The sequence below is a fragment of the Streptomyces sp. URMC 127 genome (assembly GCF_051386535.1).
GTDB lineage: Bacteria > Actinomycetota > Actinomycetes > Streptomycetales > Streptomycetaceae > Streptomyces.
In genome coordinates this window covers 1-15,494 of record NZ_JBPQTW010000168.1, presented here as the reverse complement: position 1 = coordinate 15,494, position 15,494 = coordinate 1, and the positions used below count along the sequence as shown (strand labels likewise).

The following is a 15,494-nucleotide window of genomic DNA, read 5'->3' as shown; positions in this document are numbered from 1 at the left end:
GTGCTTGGGGGCGGGATCCGTGGGGGCGGCTTTGTCTTGATTTTTGTCTTGATCGGCCATGGGCGCAGTGTGCCTCGGCGGCGGAGGCACTGTCGTCCGGATATCGGCTCCACGGATCTCCGCTCCACGGATCTCCGCTCCACGGATCTCCGCTCCACGGCCGTGGAGCCTCAGGATCGGTCCGGCCGGGAGGCCTCAGGCCCGCCCCTCCGGCAGAGGATCGTGCCGGATGCGCCCGGCCGGAACGCCCTCCGCGGTCAGCCGGGCCACGAGTGGTCCGGCCAGCTCCGGCGGGCCGCTCACGAAGGCCAGGTGCCGCGACCAGTCGCCGTGCCCCGCGACGACGTCGGCCAGCGCCCCGTACTCGCCCCGGCGCGGCCCCTCACCGAGCACCTGCGTGACCCGCAACCACGGGTAGCGGCGGCGCAGCTCCGACGGCGACTCCCCGTCGTACAGCGCGGAGGGGTGCCGCACTCCGAGGAACAGGTGGACGCTGCGCTGCGCGACCCTGCCCGCGGCCAGCTCCTGCAGCAGTGCCTTGACCGCGGCCCAGCCGGTGCCGCCCGCGACGAGCAGCAGGTCTTCCGCGAGGTCGCTGTCGTTCAGCGTCATCGTGCCGCCGGGCGGGCCGAGCCGCAGCGTGTCGCCGGCGCGGGTGCCCGTCACGAGGGCCTCGCTGACGCCTCCGCGGCCCGTCAGTTTCACGTGGAACTCCAGCTCGCCGTCCGGGCGGGGCGCGCAGGCGAGCGAGTACTGCCGCCACGCCTGCGGCAGGAGCGGCGAGGCCACCGCGGCGTACTGCCCGGCCCGGTACGGGTACGGCTCGTGCGGCCGTACGCGCAGGACGGCGAGGTCCGCGCGGCGTAAGTCGTGCGCCGTGACCGTGGCCTGCCAGGCCGCGGGCTCGCCGAGGGCGGCCTCCGCGCCCTCGACCATGGCCGCCACCGCGAAGCGCAGCATGCGCACCCACGCCCGCTCCAGCCCCTCGTGCCAGCGCGGGCCCGCCGTGCGGCGCAGCGCCTCGCACAGCGCGGCCTCGAACGCCCGGTAGTGCGCGGGCCGTACGCCCAGCTTGCGGTGGTCGCGGCCGAGGCGGGTGAAGGTGGCCGCGACGGCGTCGGGGTCGTGGAGGTTCTCGATCAGGTACCAGAAGATCGCTTCGAGGTGCTTGCGCTGGAACTCCATCGACTCCGGGAAGAGGCGCCGGAGGAAGGGCCGGTGCGCGAACATCGCGTCGTAGAGGTGGGCGATCAAGTCCTCGAAGGGCGTGACGAGTTCGAGGTGCTCGGTGATGACGCGCTGGTCGGCGGCGCCGTCGTACGGCTGCTGCGGTGCCCCCGCCGTGGCCCCCGCCGCTCCGGCACCCTCCGCCGCCTGCCGCCCGGCTCCCGAGAGGGCTCCCGAGGGGGCTCCCGAAGGGGAGAGCAGCCGCCTGCGGAGCCGCATGGCGTCGTGCCGGGCGAGCAGCGAGTGGTACGTGTCGTTGACGGTGTTCACGAGTGGGCAGCTCCTCGACGGCTCCTCGCACACGGGCTGGGGCGGGCCAGTATGGCAACCGCCCGGGGGGACCGCCCGGCCCTGGTCAGCAGGGCCGTTCGGCCCTATCGGCGGGGTGCGCGGCCGGTGTGAGCTGGGTGCGCGGTCCGTTGCGGCCGGGCCCGGCGGCGGAGCCCGCACCCTGGTGCGAGGCGCCCTTGCCGGGCCCGGACATACTGCCTCGTATGGACCGAATCGATACGGAAACAGCTGCGCCGGTCGTGCCGTTGCGCGTGTTCATCCTCGACGACCACGAGGTGGTCCGCCGCGGCGTCCGTGACCTCCTCGAAGCGGAGGCGGACATCGAGGTCGTGGGGGAGGCGGCCACGGGCCGGGAGGCCCTGGCGCGCGTCCCGGCGTCGCGCCCGCACGTGGCCGTCCTGGACGTGCGCCTGGGGGAGAGCGGGACGGAGGGCGGCGATCACGGCGGCATCGAGGTGTGCCGCGAACTGCGCGCCCGCATGCCGGATCTTGCCTGCCTGATGCTGACGTCCTTCGACGACGACGAGGCGCTCTTCGACGCCATCATGGCGGGTGCGGCGGGCTATGTCCTCAAGCAGATCAACGGCTCGGAGCTGGTGTCGGCGGTGCGGACGGTGGCCACGGGCAAGTCGACGCTCGACCCGCGGACGGCCTCGCGGGTGATGGACCGGCTGCGGGCGCCGCGCGAGCCGGAGGCGCCCGAGGCGTCGGAGCTCGACAGCCTCTCGCCGCGGGAGCGGGAGATCCTCGACCTCATAGGCGAAGGATTGACGAATCGTCAGATCGCGGACCGGCTCTTCCTCGCCGAGAAGACGGTGAAGAACCGGATCTCGTCCATCCTGGCGAAGCTGGGGGTGGGGCGGAGGGTGCAGGCGGCGGTGATAGCGGGCCGGACGAAGAAGGGGGCGTAGCTCGTAGCACCTCCGGTACGGGCCGTCGTATCGGCGTATCAGTCGGGCAGTGGCACGCTCCACACGATCCGGGTGCCGCCGCCCTCGGGCGTCTCCACGGCCAGCCGGCCGCCGTGCAGCTCCGCGCGGGAGAGCATGTTGGCCAGCCCGCCGCGCCGCGGGGCGGAACCGACGCCCACGCCGTCGTCCGTGACCGTGAGCGTGGCCCGCTCGGCCACCGTCAGCATGACCTCCACGCGGCGGGCCGAGGCGTGCCGGGCCGCGTTGCTGAGCGCCTCCGCCGCGACGGCCAGGATCTGCTCGGCCAGCTCGGCGGGGACGTCGGTGTCGGCCGGACCCTCGATCCGCAGGGCGGGAGCGAAGCCCAGCGTCCGCGTGGCCGCCTGCACCGCCTCGGCCATGCCGCGGCGCAGGCTCGGGCCGCCGCCGCGGCCGTCCCCGGCCGTCCGCAGGCCGAAGATGGTCGACCGGATGATCTGGATGGTCGTGTCCAGGTCGTCGACGGCCCGGCCGACGCGCTCGACGGCCTCCGGCCGGTCGATGAGGCGCGTCGCGCTCTGCAGCGTCATGCCGGTGGCGAAGAGCCGCTGGATGGCCAGATCGTGCAGGTCGCGGGCGATGCGGTCGCGGTCGTGGAGGACGGCGAGCTCTTCGGACTCGGCGCGGCGCTGGGCGAGTTCGAGGGCGATGGCGGCCTGGTCGGCGAAGCCGGATATGAGCTTGGCTTCGGTCTCGTCGAAGGGCGGGCGCCCGGCGCGGCGGCGCAGCAGCAGCGCGCGGCGGGCACCGTCGCCGGTCCGGAGGGGAACGGAGACGGCGGCGGCGTCCGGACCGGGAGGGCACTCATCCTCCGCGTCCATCACAACGGCGCTGTCAGCGTCAGCGATCTCCATGGCCCGCTCGGCGATGAGCTCCAGCGCGGCGTCCTCGTCCGTGCCCGACAGCAGGCTGCGGGTGATCTCGCCGAGCGCCTGCAGCCAGCGCTCGCGGCGGCGGCTCTCGTGGTACATGCGGGCGTTGTCGATGGCGACGCCCGCGGCGATGGACAGGGTGCTCAGCACGGCCTCGTCGTCCGCGTCGAAGGCCGCGCCGCCCCGCTTCTCGGTGAGGTAGAGGTTGCCGAAGACCTCGTCGCGGACGCGGACCGGCACGCCGAGGAAGGTGCGCATGGGCGGGTGGTGCTCGGGGAACCCATAGCTGCGCGGGTGCCGCGTGAGGTCGGTGAGCCGCAGCGGGGCGGGGTTGTGGATGAGCTCGCCGAGGATGCCGCGCCCGCAGGGGGTGCGGCCGATGCGCGCGGTGAGCTCCTCGGACATGCCGACCGGCAGGAACTCCGAGAGCGTCTGCCCGTCGCCGACGATGCCGAGGGCGCCGTACTCGGCATCGGTGAGGGTGACGGCCGCCTCGACGATGCCGTGGAGCACCTGGGGCAGTTCGAGGCCGTGCCCGACGCTCATGACGGCGTCGAGGAGACCGCGCATGCGCTCGGCCGACGGTAAGTGCGCGGACTGCTGACCGGCGACGTGCTGATCAATGGCTTGATCTGCGGTTTCCGTCATGAGTGCTCCCCTGCCGAGTGCCTGCCCAGCAGCGTACGGCACCTGTGCGACAGGGCCCGGCCGGCTGTGGAAAACGGGACCGTACGGCCCTGGGCACGGAGGTGCGGCGCCGGTGATGCTGTGGACGGCCGGGAGGAGCCCCACGGCCCGCCCCCGTACCGAAGGCTCCTCCCGGGCCGTCCCGCGGAGCTCACCCACCGGCTTCGAGTGTGCCTACGGGCCGTGCGGGAACACGGCGTGGAGGGGCGCGTGACGACCGCTGAGGTTGGCGCGTGACGACCGCTTGGGCCGCTTGGGACGGCGCGTGATGACCGCCGGGGAAGCGGGAGAGGAGCCTGACGCTGATGAAGGCCGTGATCTGCGGCGGCGGGATCGCCGGACTGGGCCTCGCCCGGTGCCTCGGCGACCGCGGCTGGGACGTGGTGGTCCTGGAGAAGGCCCCCGCCCTCCGCACCCAGGGCTACATGATCGACTTCTTCGGTCCGGGCTACACGGCGGCCGAGGAGCTGGGCCTGCGGCCACGGCTGCACGAGCTCGGCTACGACGTGGACGAGCTCCGCTACGTGGACGAGAACGGCCACCGGCGGGCGGGGATGACGTACGCGACCCTGAACCGCGCCGTCGGCGGCCGTCTGATCAGCATCATGCGGCCGGACCTGGAACGGGCGCTGTACGAGAGACTGCCCGCGCATGTCGACGTACGGTTCGGGACCACGCTCAAGGCGGTCGCCGGCCACGATTCCGGCGCGGCTGTCACGCTCGACGACGGCACGTGCCTCGAAGCCGATGTCGTCGTCGGTGCGGACGGTGTCCACTCGGCCGTACGGCGTCTCGTCTTCACCGGATCCACCGGAGGAGCGGACGCAGGCGCGGCAGCCTCAGAGGACGACGACGCGCGCCATGTGCGCCACCTCGGCTTCCACACCGCCGCGTTCATCTTCGAGGACACGGAGATCCACGCCGCCTGCCGGGGCAGCTTCGTCCTGACCGACACGACCGACCGGCAGATGGGCTTCTACGCCCTGCGTGACGGCCGCGTGGCCGCGTTCGCCGTTCACCGGACGGCCGACCCCGGCCTGCCCGGCGACCCCCGGGAGGCCCTGCGCAAGGAGTACGGAGGGCTCGGCTGGGTCGTACCGCGAGCGCTGCGCGCGTGCCCGCCCGGCGACGAGGTGTACTACGACCAGGTCGCCCAGACCGAGGTGCCGTGCTGGAGCCGGGGGAGGGTGACCCTCGTCGGCGACGCCTGCTACGCGGTATCCCTCCTCGCCGGCCAGGGCGCCTCCCTCGGCCTTGCCGGCGCCCGCGTGCTCGCGGAGCAACTGGCCGAGGAACCGTCGGTCACGACGGCACTGCGGCGGTACGAGGACCAGTGGCGGCCCGTGGTCACGGAGAAGCAGCGCGCGGCGCGCAAGGGCGTGCGCTGGTTCCTGCCCCGCTCGCAGGGCGAACTGCGCGCGCGACGCCTCGCGTTGCGCGCCGCCCGGCTGCCGGGCGTGGGCCGGTACCTGGCATCGGCGCTGACGGGCAGGTCCCGGGGGATCTTCGGCGGGGGCTGAGGACGGCCGGGGCCCGGTTCAGGCCGGACCGACGGGCTGAACGGCCACGTCGAGCGCGGCGCCGGCGGGGCGCGGCTCGCCGCGGAAGACCTGGCCGGCGTGCCAGGAACGATGGTCGTCCGCGACGGGGCGGGCGCCCGGCTGAGGCCCGATGAGCGGCCGGCCCGCGAGCGCCACGACGTGCTCCCGGGCCGCGGGACTGCGGCCGACGAAGTGCTGTGACACCAGGATCCGGTGCCCGTCGCCGATGCCGAGGACCCCCTTGTCGAAGAGCCTGTGGTGCAGCGAGCAGAGGCACAGCCCGTTGTCGACGTCGTCCGGGCCGCCGAACGCCCACCAGCGCACGTGCGCGGCCTCCAGGCCGACCGGCACCGTGCCGATCCTGCCGTCGTAGCCGCAGAAGGCGCACTGGTACTCGTAGGCGGTCAGGACCAGCTCCCGCATGCGCCGGTCCCGCTGCCGCAGGGCGCCCGCGCGCTGCCCGCTCTCCGCCGGCTCCAGCTCCAGGCCGACGGCTTCGCAGAGCTCGCTGTGGAGCGACGGCGGGAAGTTCAGGTCGAGCAGCGCCCGCGCCAGCCGCCCGAGCAACGACGGCTCCCGCCGCAACGCCACCCGCAACTCCGCCGCCAGCCGCCCGGCCGCCCCCGTGGCCCGCAACTCCCGCACCCCGGTGCCGGGACTGCCGGCCCCGCGATCGGTGCGCACCTCCCACACTCCGTCGGCGGCGAGGTGGTGGAAGGGGTACGCGGGCGTCGTCCTGTTGGAGGGCCCGTACTCGGCGAGCAGCCGCTTGAGGTCCTCCTCCACGGCGCTGTACCGCAGCTCCCCGGCGGCGTCCTGCTGAAACCGGCCGAGGGCGTACAGGAACAGCAGCGGCTTGTGCGGGGCCCGGACTCCGCTTCTACTCCACTGCCGCAGGTTCGCGGTGCGCTCAAGCCAGTCCATGACGGGTGAGCGTAACGGGGCTCCATCGAACGCTGGTACGGAGATGGCGGGGTGGATACGGAGGGGGGTGGTGCTTGGGGGCCCGGCCCGTACGGGGAGTGTCGGACGAGCAGGGCCGGACGGGCGCCGGTCGGACGGGTCAGACGAGCAGGGCCGGCGGGCACCGGTCAGACGGGCCAGACGGGCCAGATGGGTCAGATGGGTCAGACGGGCAGAGTCCACCGGTTGACCAGCAGCCGCGCCCGCTCCGCGTCGTCGGCGAACACCAGCACCTGATGGCGCCACTGCGGATGCTCGGGCCGCTGCCGCCGCCGCCCGATGCGCATGCGCAGCCACCGGGGGCGGACCGGAACGGGGGCGGCAGTGGAGCGGATGCCGCAGGCGCCGAGGAAGGCGCGGACCTCTGCCGCCGCCTCCGTGGTGGCGACGCGCGCCACCGGCACGAGCAGGCCGTACGGGTAGCGGCAACGCCCGGTCAGCGGTGACCTTCCACCGGGATCTGCTGCTTCTCGTGGTGGTGGTGCTCCTCCAGGGCGGCCCGGTACTCCTCCACGGTCGGCTTCGGGATCTGGCCGCCCGGCCCGAAGTACGCCTGCGAGAGCCTGACCCGCAGCCGCTCCGTCCAGCCGGCCTTGCGGGGGACGCCGTTCTCGTCCACCGTCCGCGGTGCTTCGAGGGGCCGGGGCTGGTCGTGCGCGGTGAGGAAATGCCGGTCTTCCTGCACCAGCGGCTCGTGGACCTCCACGTACTCTCCGTGCGGCAGCCGCGTGATGACGCCGGACTCCCGCCCGTGCAGGACCTTCTCGCGATCGCGGCGCTGAAGGCCCAGGCACCAGCGGTGGGTGACGATGTAGACCAGTACGGGCACCACGAAGAAACCGATGCGGACGAACCACGTGATCGCGTTGATCGAGAGGTGGAAGTGCGTCGCGAAGAGGTCGTTGCCGCCGCCGATGAGCAGCAGCGCGTATTCGGCGATCCAGGCCGCGCCGAACGCCGTACGGCGCGGGTTGTTGCGCGGCCGTTCGGTCACGTGGTGTTCGCGTTTGTCGCCGGTGAGCCATGCCTCGAAGAAGGGATAGAGCCAGATCGCCAGGAAAATGCTCGGGAAGACGAGCAGCGGGATCAGCACGCCGAGCACGAGGGTGTGCCCGAGGAAATTGATTTCCCAGCCGGGCATCACGCGGATGAGCCCCTCGGAGAAGCCCATGTACCAGTCGGGCTGGGCATCGGTGGTGACCTGGTCCGGCCGGTAGGGCCCGTAGGCCCAGATGGGGTTGACCTGGGCGATGGCCGAGAACGCCGCGGTGATTCCGGTCGTGAGGAAGAAGAAGCCGCCCGCCTTCGCCATGTAGACCGGCATGAGGGGCAGGCCCACGACGTTGCTGTTCCTCCGGCCGGCCCCGTGCCCCTGCGTGTGCTTGTGGTAGAAGACCAGGATCAGGTGGGCCACCAGCAGAGCCGCCATGATGCCCGGGATCAGCAGCACGTGGACGGTGAAGAGCCGGGGCACCCAGATGTGCCCGGGGTACTCCCCGCCGAAGATGAACATCACCAGATAGGTGCCGATGACCGGCAGCGACAGGATCGCGCCCTCCATGAACCGGATGCCCGTGCCGGACAGCAGGTCGTCGGGGAGCGAGTAGCCCATGAAGCCGTCGAACATACCGAGGATCAGCAGCCCCGCGCCGCACAGCCAGCTGATCTCGCGTGGTTTGCGGAAGGCGCCGGTGAAGAAGACGCGCATCATGTGCACGAGCATTGCCATGACGAAGATCAGCGCGGCCCAGTGGTGCAGCTGCCGCAGCAGAAGCCCGCCGCGGACGTCGAAGCTGATGTCGAGCGTGGACTTGTACGCCTGCGACATCAGAATGCCGCTCAGCGGTGTGTACCTGCCGTCATAGACGACCTCGTCCATGCTCGGCTTGAAGAACATCGTCAGATAGACACCGGTGACGATGATGAGGAGGAACGAGTAGAGCGCGACCTCCCCCAGCATGAAGGACCAGTGGTCGGGGAAGATCTTCCGGAGATTCGTCTTGGCGAGCGAGTAGATGCCGAGCCGGCCGTCGGCCCAGTTCGCCAGCCGTTCGCCCCGGGATTCCCGGGCAGCGGGTGCCGGTTTGCCGGCAGGAGTTCCGGCGGAGGGCCCCTGCGTGTTCGTCATGCGCCGCACTCCTGCGTACCCGAATAATCATCCGAAATCGACATGGATGTGATCACGGTCACATCTTCCATTGCTTTGCGGCATAACGCAGGATTTGCAGGGGAGTGTCGGCCGACCGGGTCCCCTGGGGTGCCTTCGAGAGGCGCCGCGTCCGGCGCGCGCCGGGAAACGGCCGAAGCCGGTGGGTGTGGCCGGCGAATGTGCTGGTAGCCGGTGGCCGCCCCCTCGGAGCTGCGCGCTTCGGTGACTGAAAACCCACTACTGCCGGTGATCACGTCCGGACGGACTGTCGGTGGTGCGTGCTCTCATAAAACCTGCGTGCGGACGTGCCAATGACCGTGCGGGGAGGGGGAGTTTCTTGTGCCGGTGCAGGTAAAGGTGCGCGAGCGGGGCGGTGTACTCCTTCCGCCGGGCGGCGCCCGGTGAGCCGCCGTCCGGTACGGCGTACGGCCCGGCGTACGCCCCGGCGGCGTGTGTCCCGCCGGTCCGGGAAGAGGGACCAGCAGGCCGGTCTGCTGGTGGCCGCGGTCGTGGCGGTAGGGCTGGTGGCTGCCGCTGTCCAGTGGCTGTTAGCGCACTGGTGGATCCTCCTCCTCGTGGCTGTCGCCGCCGCTGTCGCCGGTGGCCTCCGGCTGCAGCGGGCGCGGCAGCGGGCCGAGTGGGCACGCGTCCGGGCGCAGGCCCTGCGGATGCGCATCGCCGAGCTCGACGCACTGGATCACCGCGCCTTCGAGTTCGCCATACGGGACTTGATGCGGCGGGACGGTTGCCGGGCAGAGCGGCTCGGCGGTGCGGGGGACAACGCCTGCGACGTGCGTGCCGTCGACCCGGCCGGTCGTGTCTGGGCGATCCAGTGCAAACACCGGCGGGACGGAGACCGGGGCTCCGCCGTCGGTGTCGGGGTGCTGCAGCAGGTCAACGGCACCGCTCGCCAGATCCACGGGGCGGACATCGCGGTCGTCCTCACCAACGGCCGCTTCACCTCCAAGGCCGTCCCCTGGGGGCAGGAGCACCGCATCCACCTCGTCGATCGCCGCTTGCTCGGCGAGTGGGCAGCCGGCTACCGCCCCCTGTGGGACCTCCTGAACCACATCCCACCCGCCCACCGCCCGACGGCCCTGCCCTGACGCGCGGGGGAGGAGGACAAGTGATGGAGAGAGGACTCGTCGGGTGACCATCAACGTGGCACTCCTGCTGGCCGTCATCATCGTCGTGAGACTGCGCCGGCGCACAGAAGCCCGAAGCCGGTTCGACGAGAAGCTCACCGTGGTCATTGTGCTGGTGTTCGGCGTGCTGATCGCTCCGACCAGCTTCGGCCAAGGGCTGCTCAACGCCGTGGGCCAGCTCGCCCGAAGCATCTCGCAGGCCGGCGGCTTCTGAGCGGAGCCGGAGCCGTCCGCGAGCGGGGCATCGATTGATCTTCCCTGCCGCCGGAAAACGACGAGGCCCGCCCGGCTGGGCGAGTGTGAAGGATACGAGATTCGAACTCTTGGGTGGTTCCCCTCAACACGCTTGCCACGTGTTCGTATGGGGGTTCGGCAGGGGTCGTAGGTTTCCTGACCTGCGGCAGAGTGAGGGGCCGCCGGGAAACCGGCGGGCCCTCACGCAATATCGAGACTAGCGGGGGATACCGAGTTCCTTCAGGTATGTGAGGCGTGCTTTTATCCCTGCGGAGAAGTGGCGCCAGTCGAGGCTCTCGACCAATTCGATCGGCTTCGGGGTTTCAGCCGAGGACGTGACGTAGCACGCGGCATCGTAGAGCTGCTCGGCCATGAGCCTCTCGCAGAAGATCCCGAACCGGTCCTGGTACGAGGTTCCGTGCCAGATCTCATCGGCGGGGAGGGCGCCCTTTGCCGTCTTGACCGGCCTCCGGGACCCTTCGCCGTCCTGCATGATGAAGAAGTAGCCCAGCCAGGGCTTCTCCTTGGGGTACAGCTCGGCGAGGGCAGCTCGACGCAGGTCTACAGCGCTGCCCAGCGCCTCTTCGACCCTGTTGTTGTAGTTGTTGCCGTACGACGGCCCGCCCAGCGCCTTCAGCTCGAACGCCGCCACGAGGACGTTGTCGTGGACGACCACGAGGTCCCACTGCTTCTGCGGCCGGTAGTAACCGGGCAGCTCAAGGCCCTGTGACTTGGTGACGCGGATGCTCGAAGCTGGGTAGTCGGCGTCCAGGAAGAACTTCGCCAATAGTGTCGCGATGGCGTCGAAGTGCTTGCCGCCCCGGACTGTGCCAGCTGTGCCGGCCCCTACCGCGTCCCGGATGGCGGACTGCTCGTTCTGCAGTTTCTTGGCACCCCAGTACGCCGCGATGGCGTCTTCGAAGTCTTGGCGGGTAACCGTCAAGATCTGTTCCTCCTAGTCAGGCAGCTCGGCGAGCCCGTAGACACGCAAAGCGGCCTCGGTGGCGGCCTCCCTATCCCGCTTGTCGAAGGCTTCGGCGAGAGCGGCTTGGTCGCCTTCGCTGATCGTCGCTGGGTCCGGCACCCGGATCTTTCGGAGGTACTGGGCTTGGAAGCGGAGGGTTCCCCCGCGCATCTTGACCGCGTACGCCTCCACGAACGCTTCCGCGACCTTGGACAGCAGCAGGCCACCGAGTACGCGCATGTCCCAGACGTCCGAGACGATGAAGTACAGGTTGTGGTGAGGGTACAGGCCGCCTTCGTCGAGGACCGGGTGGATCCTCAGCTTCATGTCTGGAAACAGCAGCTTCTGACGGCGGGTGAGCTGGTGGTCGACCTTGTCGATGGTCTTGTACCAGCGCTGTGGCTGCTTGACCGCGACGTAGCGCTTGCGCAGGGCCTCGCCGTGCTTCTCGAAGTAGGAGGCGAGACGCGGATACGCGTCGAGGTCGACCAGGTCGCCGCTGGCCGTCCAGGGGTTTACCAGGTGTGTGCCGTTCCAGTCGAGGGTGCCGCTGGTGGTATCGCGGACCATGGCGATGGGGAGCAGCCGGTCGTCTTCGACCAAGTCCTTGTCCTTGGTGAGGAAGACCTTGTCGGCGCCGGTGGCAATGCCAATACCGACCTTCGTTCCCGTCCGGGTGTCTTCAAGGAGTTGGAAGCGCTCGGTGAGGTGCTCAAGGCTCGCGAGCCTGGCCGGTGAAGCAGCTGGCCACGAGGCCTCATCCGGGAACCAGTGCGGCATGCGAGCGGCTTGGTAGGAAGCCGTGGCGACCGTCGACGGCTCACCCTCCAGGTACCAGTTGACGAAGTCTCGCGCCTGCTCCGCTCCGAAGGACCGGTTCGTGTCTGCGGCGACCGCTGCGCCCTGAGGCTTGTTCGAGATGAGGGTGATCGCGGGGTAGGCCGAAACCTGATCGTCGAAGGCGTCGACATCGTGCACCACGAGGGCGAGGTCCATGCTGAAGTGCTTGGTCACCAGCTGCCTCAGCCGCCGGCCGTACTGGTTCCGCATCCAGCGATCGGCGCAGATGAATCCCAGCTGGCCGCCGTGGTTGAGGCTACGTAGGGCTACTTCGTAGAAGCCGATGTAGATGTCGGCCCGGCCACCCATCGTGGAGCAGGCTCGGCGGTAAGCGGCCATCCGGTCGTCGGGAACGTCTTCAAGCCGGATATACGGAGGGTTGCCGACGACGTAGTCGGCGCGATGCTCGGCGTCTGATTGCAGCAGGTAGTCGCCCTGCCTCACCCACGCTGTAGCGACCTTCCTCGCATTCTTCGGCTCCCAACCCTCTTCTCGCAACGTTTCCGTGATCAGAGCCCGGCTCTGCTCTACGTTGCGACCCAGCAGGTCGAAGGCGCGGACGGCGTCGATTGCGTCGGTGATGGGGCGCTGGTGTGCATGGCATGCCGCACTGATTCGGGATGCGACGACGGTCAAGAATGCGCCGCCGCCGCAGGCCGGCTCCACGAGCTTCAGATCGCAGAGGTCCTTGTCTGCTGTGTAGCCGAGAAGGTCCAGGATGAGCTCGACCACCCAGGCACGCGTGAATACCTCACCGTGCTGCACGGCCTTTTGCAGAGACTTGGGAAGGGAGAGGTCGTCCGTGCTGAACAGCGCGATAGTTGCCACCCAAGGACAGTACCGCTCGGGCCCCTCGAGGCATCACTTCTATCCACAGGGAGTAGTCGTTCAATAACACGACTGCCGCATGTCGGTGCGTCCGGTGAACCGATGACGGCCGAACCGCCGCCTGAGATCATCGACGGATGACGAAGGACGGGGAAGGCAGTGTGGCACTCCGCCGACTGCTGGGTGGTATCACTGCTCTGCTCAGCGATCGGACCACGCACAAGACGCTGACCGAGACCTTCACCGTCCTGTGCATGCCGCAAGTCGATGAAGGGTCGAAGCGCGAGCGCGTCGAGCGCAGCTTCGCCCAAGTTCCAGACAGCGATCTCCTCCGGCTCGCCGAGCGCTTCCTAGAGACGCAGAGCGTCGACGCCTCGACCCGCAACCAGCTCCAGGACGCGCTCTGGGCCGAGGCGTCGCCGCCGGAGATCCCCATGCGGACCCGCCGCGAGCTGGCCGGGGCCATCGATCCGGCAGTCCTGGTGCGGCACGCAGCCCGGTCCATGGCAATGTTGGAGCGATTCTGGGTCCTGGACGACGACCTCCTCGCCGCGTGGTCCTTCTCTACCAACACGAGGAGCCTGCGAGCCCGTGTAGAACGGCACGTCATCCGCAACCCGGACTGGTCGGCCGAGGACCTCTTCGAGGCGCTGGGCGCATTCGAAGCAGGCGACGCCAGGTTCGCCCGCTTCCTCGAGGCCACTGTCGCCGCGGACGTGCTTCTCGACGAGACTGCACAGCGCCACCTGACGGATGCGATGAACGAGCACCTTCGCACGGCGGCGCTCGAGCTTAGGGAGACGGGAACGGACGGCGGCTACCCACGCTTCACCCTGGTTCCCACCCAGCTTGCCCATACACGGCGCCCGAAGAACGTTATCTTCGCCTCACCCACGAAACCCGACATCCGTTTCCGCTCCGCCGTGGACAACGACATCGAGCTCGTCGGCAGCGACGCCCTGGTCTACGACCGCACCGTCTCCGACGGCGGCATCCGCTGGCGCGACCTGCAGGCCTGGTGGCAGGAGACCCAGCAGATAGCCAACGACAGCGAGGCCAAGAACACCCTCTACGCGCGGCTCCGCAGCAGCCTGCCCAGCAACTCTCCCGGGCAGCGGAACCTCTTCGACTGTTACCACCAGATCCTCAAATCCGAGGTTTACGACATGCCCGCGCTCCTGCCCGAGGTATGGCTGCACTGGGATCCCAAGACGGTCAAGGAACGAGGCACCCAGGCCCTCCTGCGCTTCCGCATGGACTTCCTGCTCCTGCTGCCCCACGGCCAACGGGTCGTCCTCGAAGTCGACGGATCCCAGCACTACACCCGCGATCACGGCCGGATACCCGACACCTCCAAATACGCAGAGATGATGGCCGGCGACCGGGACCTCAAACTCAGAGGCTACGAGGTGTACCGCTTCGGACACGACGAACTATGCGACGAATCCGCAGCTCACAAGGTCCTGGAGCGGTTCCTCCCAGAGTTCCTGCGACGGTACGGTGTGATCAGCTAGCTGGGGCGTTCTCCGTCTAGCGAGGCCCACGGGGCGCGTCGGTCAGGTCGCCTCCGTCGCACCGAGGCGGCCAGCTGCAGTGGTGTCCTACCCCCGCTTTGTCATTCATTGCGGGCTCTCGGGTAAAGGAGACGGTCTCTGCGATGCCCGGGTGGTAGCCGTCCGAGGTGGTCACCACGAGTGCGCAGCGCGGCTAGATCCATGAGAGGTTCCAGGTGCGGCCGCCACAGTTTGTCCTGGAACGCGGCTTCCACGACGATCCTGACCCCGGCGCTGAGGAGGGGTCTCGCCGAGTCTCCTGAATGAAGCCAACAAACGCCGACACAGTGCCTGTAGACAACGAGTACCTGAAGCTGCGCCGCAACCGTCTCCGGCCCAAGTACGAGCACGGGTGCGCGGAGGCCTCGCCGTGCGGCCGGAAGGCGGGGGTACTGCCCGGACCGGATACAGGTCCGGCGTGAGACCAAGAACACGAAGTCGAGAGCGGGCCGCCGCGCGGTGCCGCTCCCGGGCCCGCTGGTTGCCATGCTCCGATCGCACGCCGAGGCGCAGGCGCGCGAGCGCGAGGCTGCCGGCAACCTGTGGGTCGAGTCGGACTACGTGTTCACCAAGCCGCTTGGGGGCCCACTGATCCCGAACACGGACTACCACGACTGGAAGCGGCTCCTCGAAGACGCACGGGTGTGGGAGGGCCGCCTGCACGACGCCCGGCACACCGCCGCGACCGTGCTCATGCTGCTCGGCGTCCCGGACCGCGTCATCGACCAGATCATGGGCTGGGAGCCGGGCACCGCCGCGCGCATGCGGGCCCGCTACCTCCACGTGCCCGACGCGATGCTCAAGGACGTGGCCCGGAAGATCGCCGATGCCATCTGGGGACGCCCGGAAACGCCCTCTGTGGACAAAAACCAGGACAACGAGGGTCCCGCAGCATGACGAAGGGCCCCGCTGAAGATCAGCGGGGCCCTCATCTGCCCTGGTGGGCGAGTGCGGAGGATACGAGATTCGAACTCGTGAGGGGTTGCCCCCAACACGCTTTCCAAGCGTGCGCCCTAGGCCTCTAGGCGAATCCTCCGCCGCAAACAATACAAGACGCGGAGGGGTGCTCGCGAACACGTGGTCGCGGGGGTCGGTCCGAGGGGTCCGGGGTGGCTGAGCACCCCGCGCGATCCGCTAGGCTGGGGGCAAGCCCCTCACGTGGCGCTATCTGACTGAACTCCCCCAGGGCCGGAAGGCAGCAAGGGTAGGTCGGCTCTGGCGGGTGCGTGGGGGGCCCTTGTGTTTCCGGG

12 protein-coding genes, 1 tRNA gene, 1 other RNA gene and 1 pseudogene are annotated in these 15,494 nt (G+C 69.7%); 7 read left to right on the top strand and 8 right to left on the bottom strand.

Annotation, left to right across the window (positions count from 1 at the left end):
* Positions 1–195: 195 nt before the first annotated feature.
* On the bottom strand, positions 196–1,497 hold the full coding sequence (locus ACSNOH_RS26230; protein ID WP_436723885.1) for a globin domain-containing protein: 1,302 nt from the start codon (positions 1,495–1,497) through the stop codon (positions 196–198).
* A 224-nt stretch (positions 1,498–1,721) separates the two neighbouring features.
* Between ACSNOH_RS26230 and ACSNOH_RS26225 the strand changes: the two genes are divergently transcribed.
* The gene (locus ACSNOH_RS26225; protein WP_436723884.1) at positions 1,722–2,429 is read left to right on the top strand and encodes a response regulator; all 708 of its coding nucleotides are present in this window, start codon (positions 1,722–1,724) and stop codon (positions 2,427–2,429) included.
* Positions 2,430–2,467: 38 nt separating this feature from the next.
* Here ACSNOH_RS26225 and ACSNOH_RS26220 read toward each other — a convergent pair whose 3' ends face one another.
* Complete coding sequence (locus ACSNOH_RS26220; protein ID WP_436723886.1) at positions 2,468–3,910, bottom strand: GAF domain-containing sensor histidine kinase; 1,443 nt, start codon at positions 3,908–3,910, stop codon at positions 2,468–2,470.
* Positions 3,911–4,332: 422 nt separating this feature from the next.
* On the opposite strand from ACSNOH_RS26220, the gene ACSNOH_RS26215 reads away from it, so the two are divergent.
* Positions 4,333–5,547 carry an FAD-dependent oxidoreductase gene (locus ACSNOH_RS26215; RefSeq protein ID WP_436723883.1) on the top strand — a complete coding sequence of 405 codons (1,215 nt, stop codon included), beginning with the start codon at positions 4,333–4,335 and terminating at the stop codon, positions 5,545–5,547.
* 18 nt (positions 5,548–5,565) lie between these two features.
* Here ACSNOH_RS26215 and ACSNOH_RS26210 read toward each other — a convergent pair whose 3' ends face one another.
* The 3 genes from ACSNOH_RS26210 to qcrB all read right to left on the bottom strand — a co-directional run bounded on the left by ACSNOH_RS26210 (position 5,566) and on the right by qcrB (position 8,659).
* A complete protein-coding gene (locus ACSNOH_RS26210; protein ID WP_436723882.1) occupies positions 5,566–6,492 on the bottom strand; it encodes a phosphorothioated DNA-binding restriction endonuclease in 927 nt (308 codons plus the stop codon).
* A gap of 203 nt (positions 6,493–6,695) precedes the next feature.
* On the bottom strand, positions 6,696–6,935 hold the full coding sequence (locus ACSNOH_RS26205) for a hypothetical protein (RefSeq protein WP_436723881.1): 240 nt from the start codon (positions 6,933–6,935) through the stop codon (positions 6,696–6,698).
* A gap of 32 nt (positions 6,936–6,967) precedes the next feature.
* Complete coding sequence (qcrB, locus tag ACSNOH_RS26200) at positions 6,968–8,659, bottom strand: cytochrome bc1 complex cytochrome b subunit (RefSeq protein ID WP_436723880.1); 1,692 nt, start codon at positions 8,657–8,659, stop codon at positions 6,968–6,970.
* A 473-nt stretch (positions 8,660–9,132) separates the two neighbouring features.
* On the opposite strand from qcrB, the gene ACSNOH_RS26195 reads away from it, so the two are divergent.
* Positions 9,133–9,786: a restriction endonuclease gene (locus ACSNOH_RS26195; RefSeq protein ID WP_436723879.1), complete on the top strand. Its 654-nt coding sequence runs from the start codon at positions 9,133–9,135 to the stop codon at positions 9,784–9,786.
* A 43-nt stretch (positions 9,787–9,829) separates the two neighbouring features.
* Entirely contained in the window at positions 9,830–10,039 is a 210-nt protein-coding gene (locus tag ACSNOH_RS26190) for a hypothetical protein (protein WP_436723878.1), read from the top strand.
* Between the two features lie 237 nt (positions 10,040–10,276).
* Here the strand turns inward: ACSNOH_RS26190 and ACSNOH_RS26185 are convergent, their stop codons facing one another.
* Both ACSNOH_RS26185 and ACSNOH_RS26180 read right to left on the bottom strand, forming a co-directional pair.
* Positions 10,277–11,002, bottom strand: coding sequence for a PaeR7I family type II restriction endonuclease (locus ACSNOH_RS26185; RefSeq protein WP_436723877.1), 726 nt, complete (start codon positions 11,000–11,002; stop codon positions 10,277–10,279).
* A gap of 12 nt (positions 11,003–11,014) precedes the next feature.
* Positions 11,015–12,691, bottom strand: a complete 1,677-nt coding sequence (locus tag ACSNOH_RS26180; RefSeq protein WP_436723876.1) for an Eco57I restriction-modification methylase domain-containing protein — start codon at positions 12,689–12,691, stop codon at positions 11,015–11,017.
* Positions 12,692–12,828: 137 nt separating this feature from the next.
* Here ACSNOH_RS26180 and ACSNOH_RS26175 point away from each other — a divergent pair, with 137 nt between their 5' ends.
* Positions 12,829–14,205, top strand: a complete 1,377-nt coding sequence (locus ACSNOH_RS26175; protein WP_436723875.1) for a hypothetical protein — start codon at positions 12,829–12,831, stop codon at positions 14,203–14,205.
* A 326-nt stretch (positions 14,206–14,531) separates the two neighbouring features.
* Positions 14,532–15,141: pseudogene (locus ACSNOH_RS26170) on the top strand (tyrosine-type recombinase/integrase); the annotation flags it as partial.
* Between the two features lie 54 nt (positions 15,142–15,195).
* Here the strand turns inward: ACSNOH_RS26170 and ACSNOH_RS26165 are convergent.
* Positions 15,196–15,280 (bottom strand) — tRNA-Ser (locus ACSNOH_RS26165).
* A gap of 110 nt (positions 15,281–15,390) precedes the next feature.
* Here ACSNOH_RS26165 and ffs point away from each other — a divergent pair.
* Positions 15,391–15,485, top strand: an RNA gene (gene ffs, locus ACSNOH_RS26160) — signal recognition particle sRNA small type.
* The last annotated feature ends 9 nt before the right edge of the window (positions 15,486–15,494 follow it).

What these genes read in the sequence shown, in the direction of transcription:
- ACSNOH_RS26220 (WP_436723886.1), bottom strand. Translation starts at nt 3,910, where the DNA reads ATGCGCGGTCTCCTCGACGCCGTCATGAGCGTCGGGCACGGCCTCGAA.
- ACSNOH_RS26175 (WP_436723875.1), top strand. Translation starts at nt 12,829, where the DNA reads ATGACGAAGGACGGGGAAGGCAGTGTGGCACTCCGCCGACTGCTGGGT.
- ACSNOH_RS26215 (WP_436723883.1), top strand. Translation starts at nt 4,333, where the DNA reads ATGAAGGCCGTGATCTGCGGCGGCGGGATCGCCGGACTGGGCCTCGCC.
- ACSNOH_RS26225 (WP_436723884.1), top strand. Translation starts at nt 1,722, where the DNA reads ATGGACCGAATCGATACGGAAACAGCTGCGCCGGTCGTGCCGTTGCGC.
- ACSNOH_RS26210 (WP_436723882.1), bottom strand. Translation starts at nt 6,492, where the DNA reads ATGGACTGGCTTGAGCGCACCGCGAACCTGCGGCAGTGGAGTAGAAGC.
- qcrB (WP_436723880.1), bottom strand. Translation starts at nt 8,659, where the DNA reads ATGACGAACACGCAGGGGCCCTCCGCCGGAACTCCTGCCGGCAAACCG.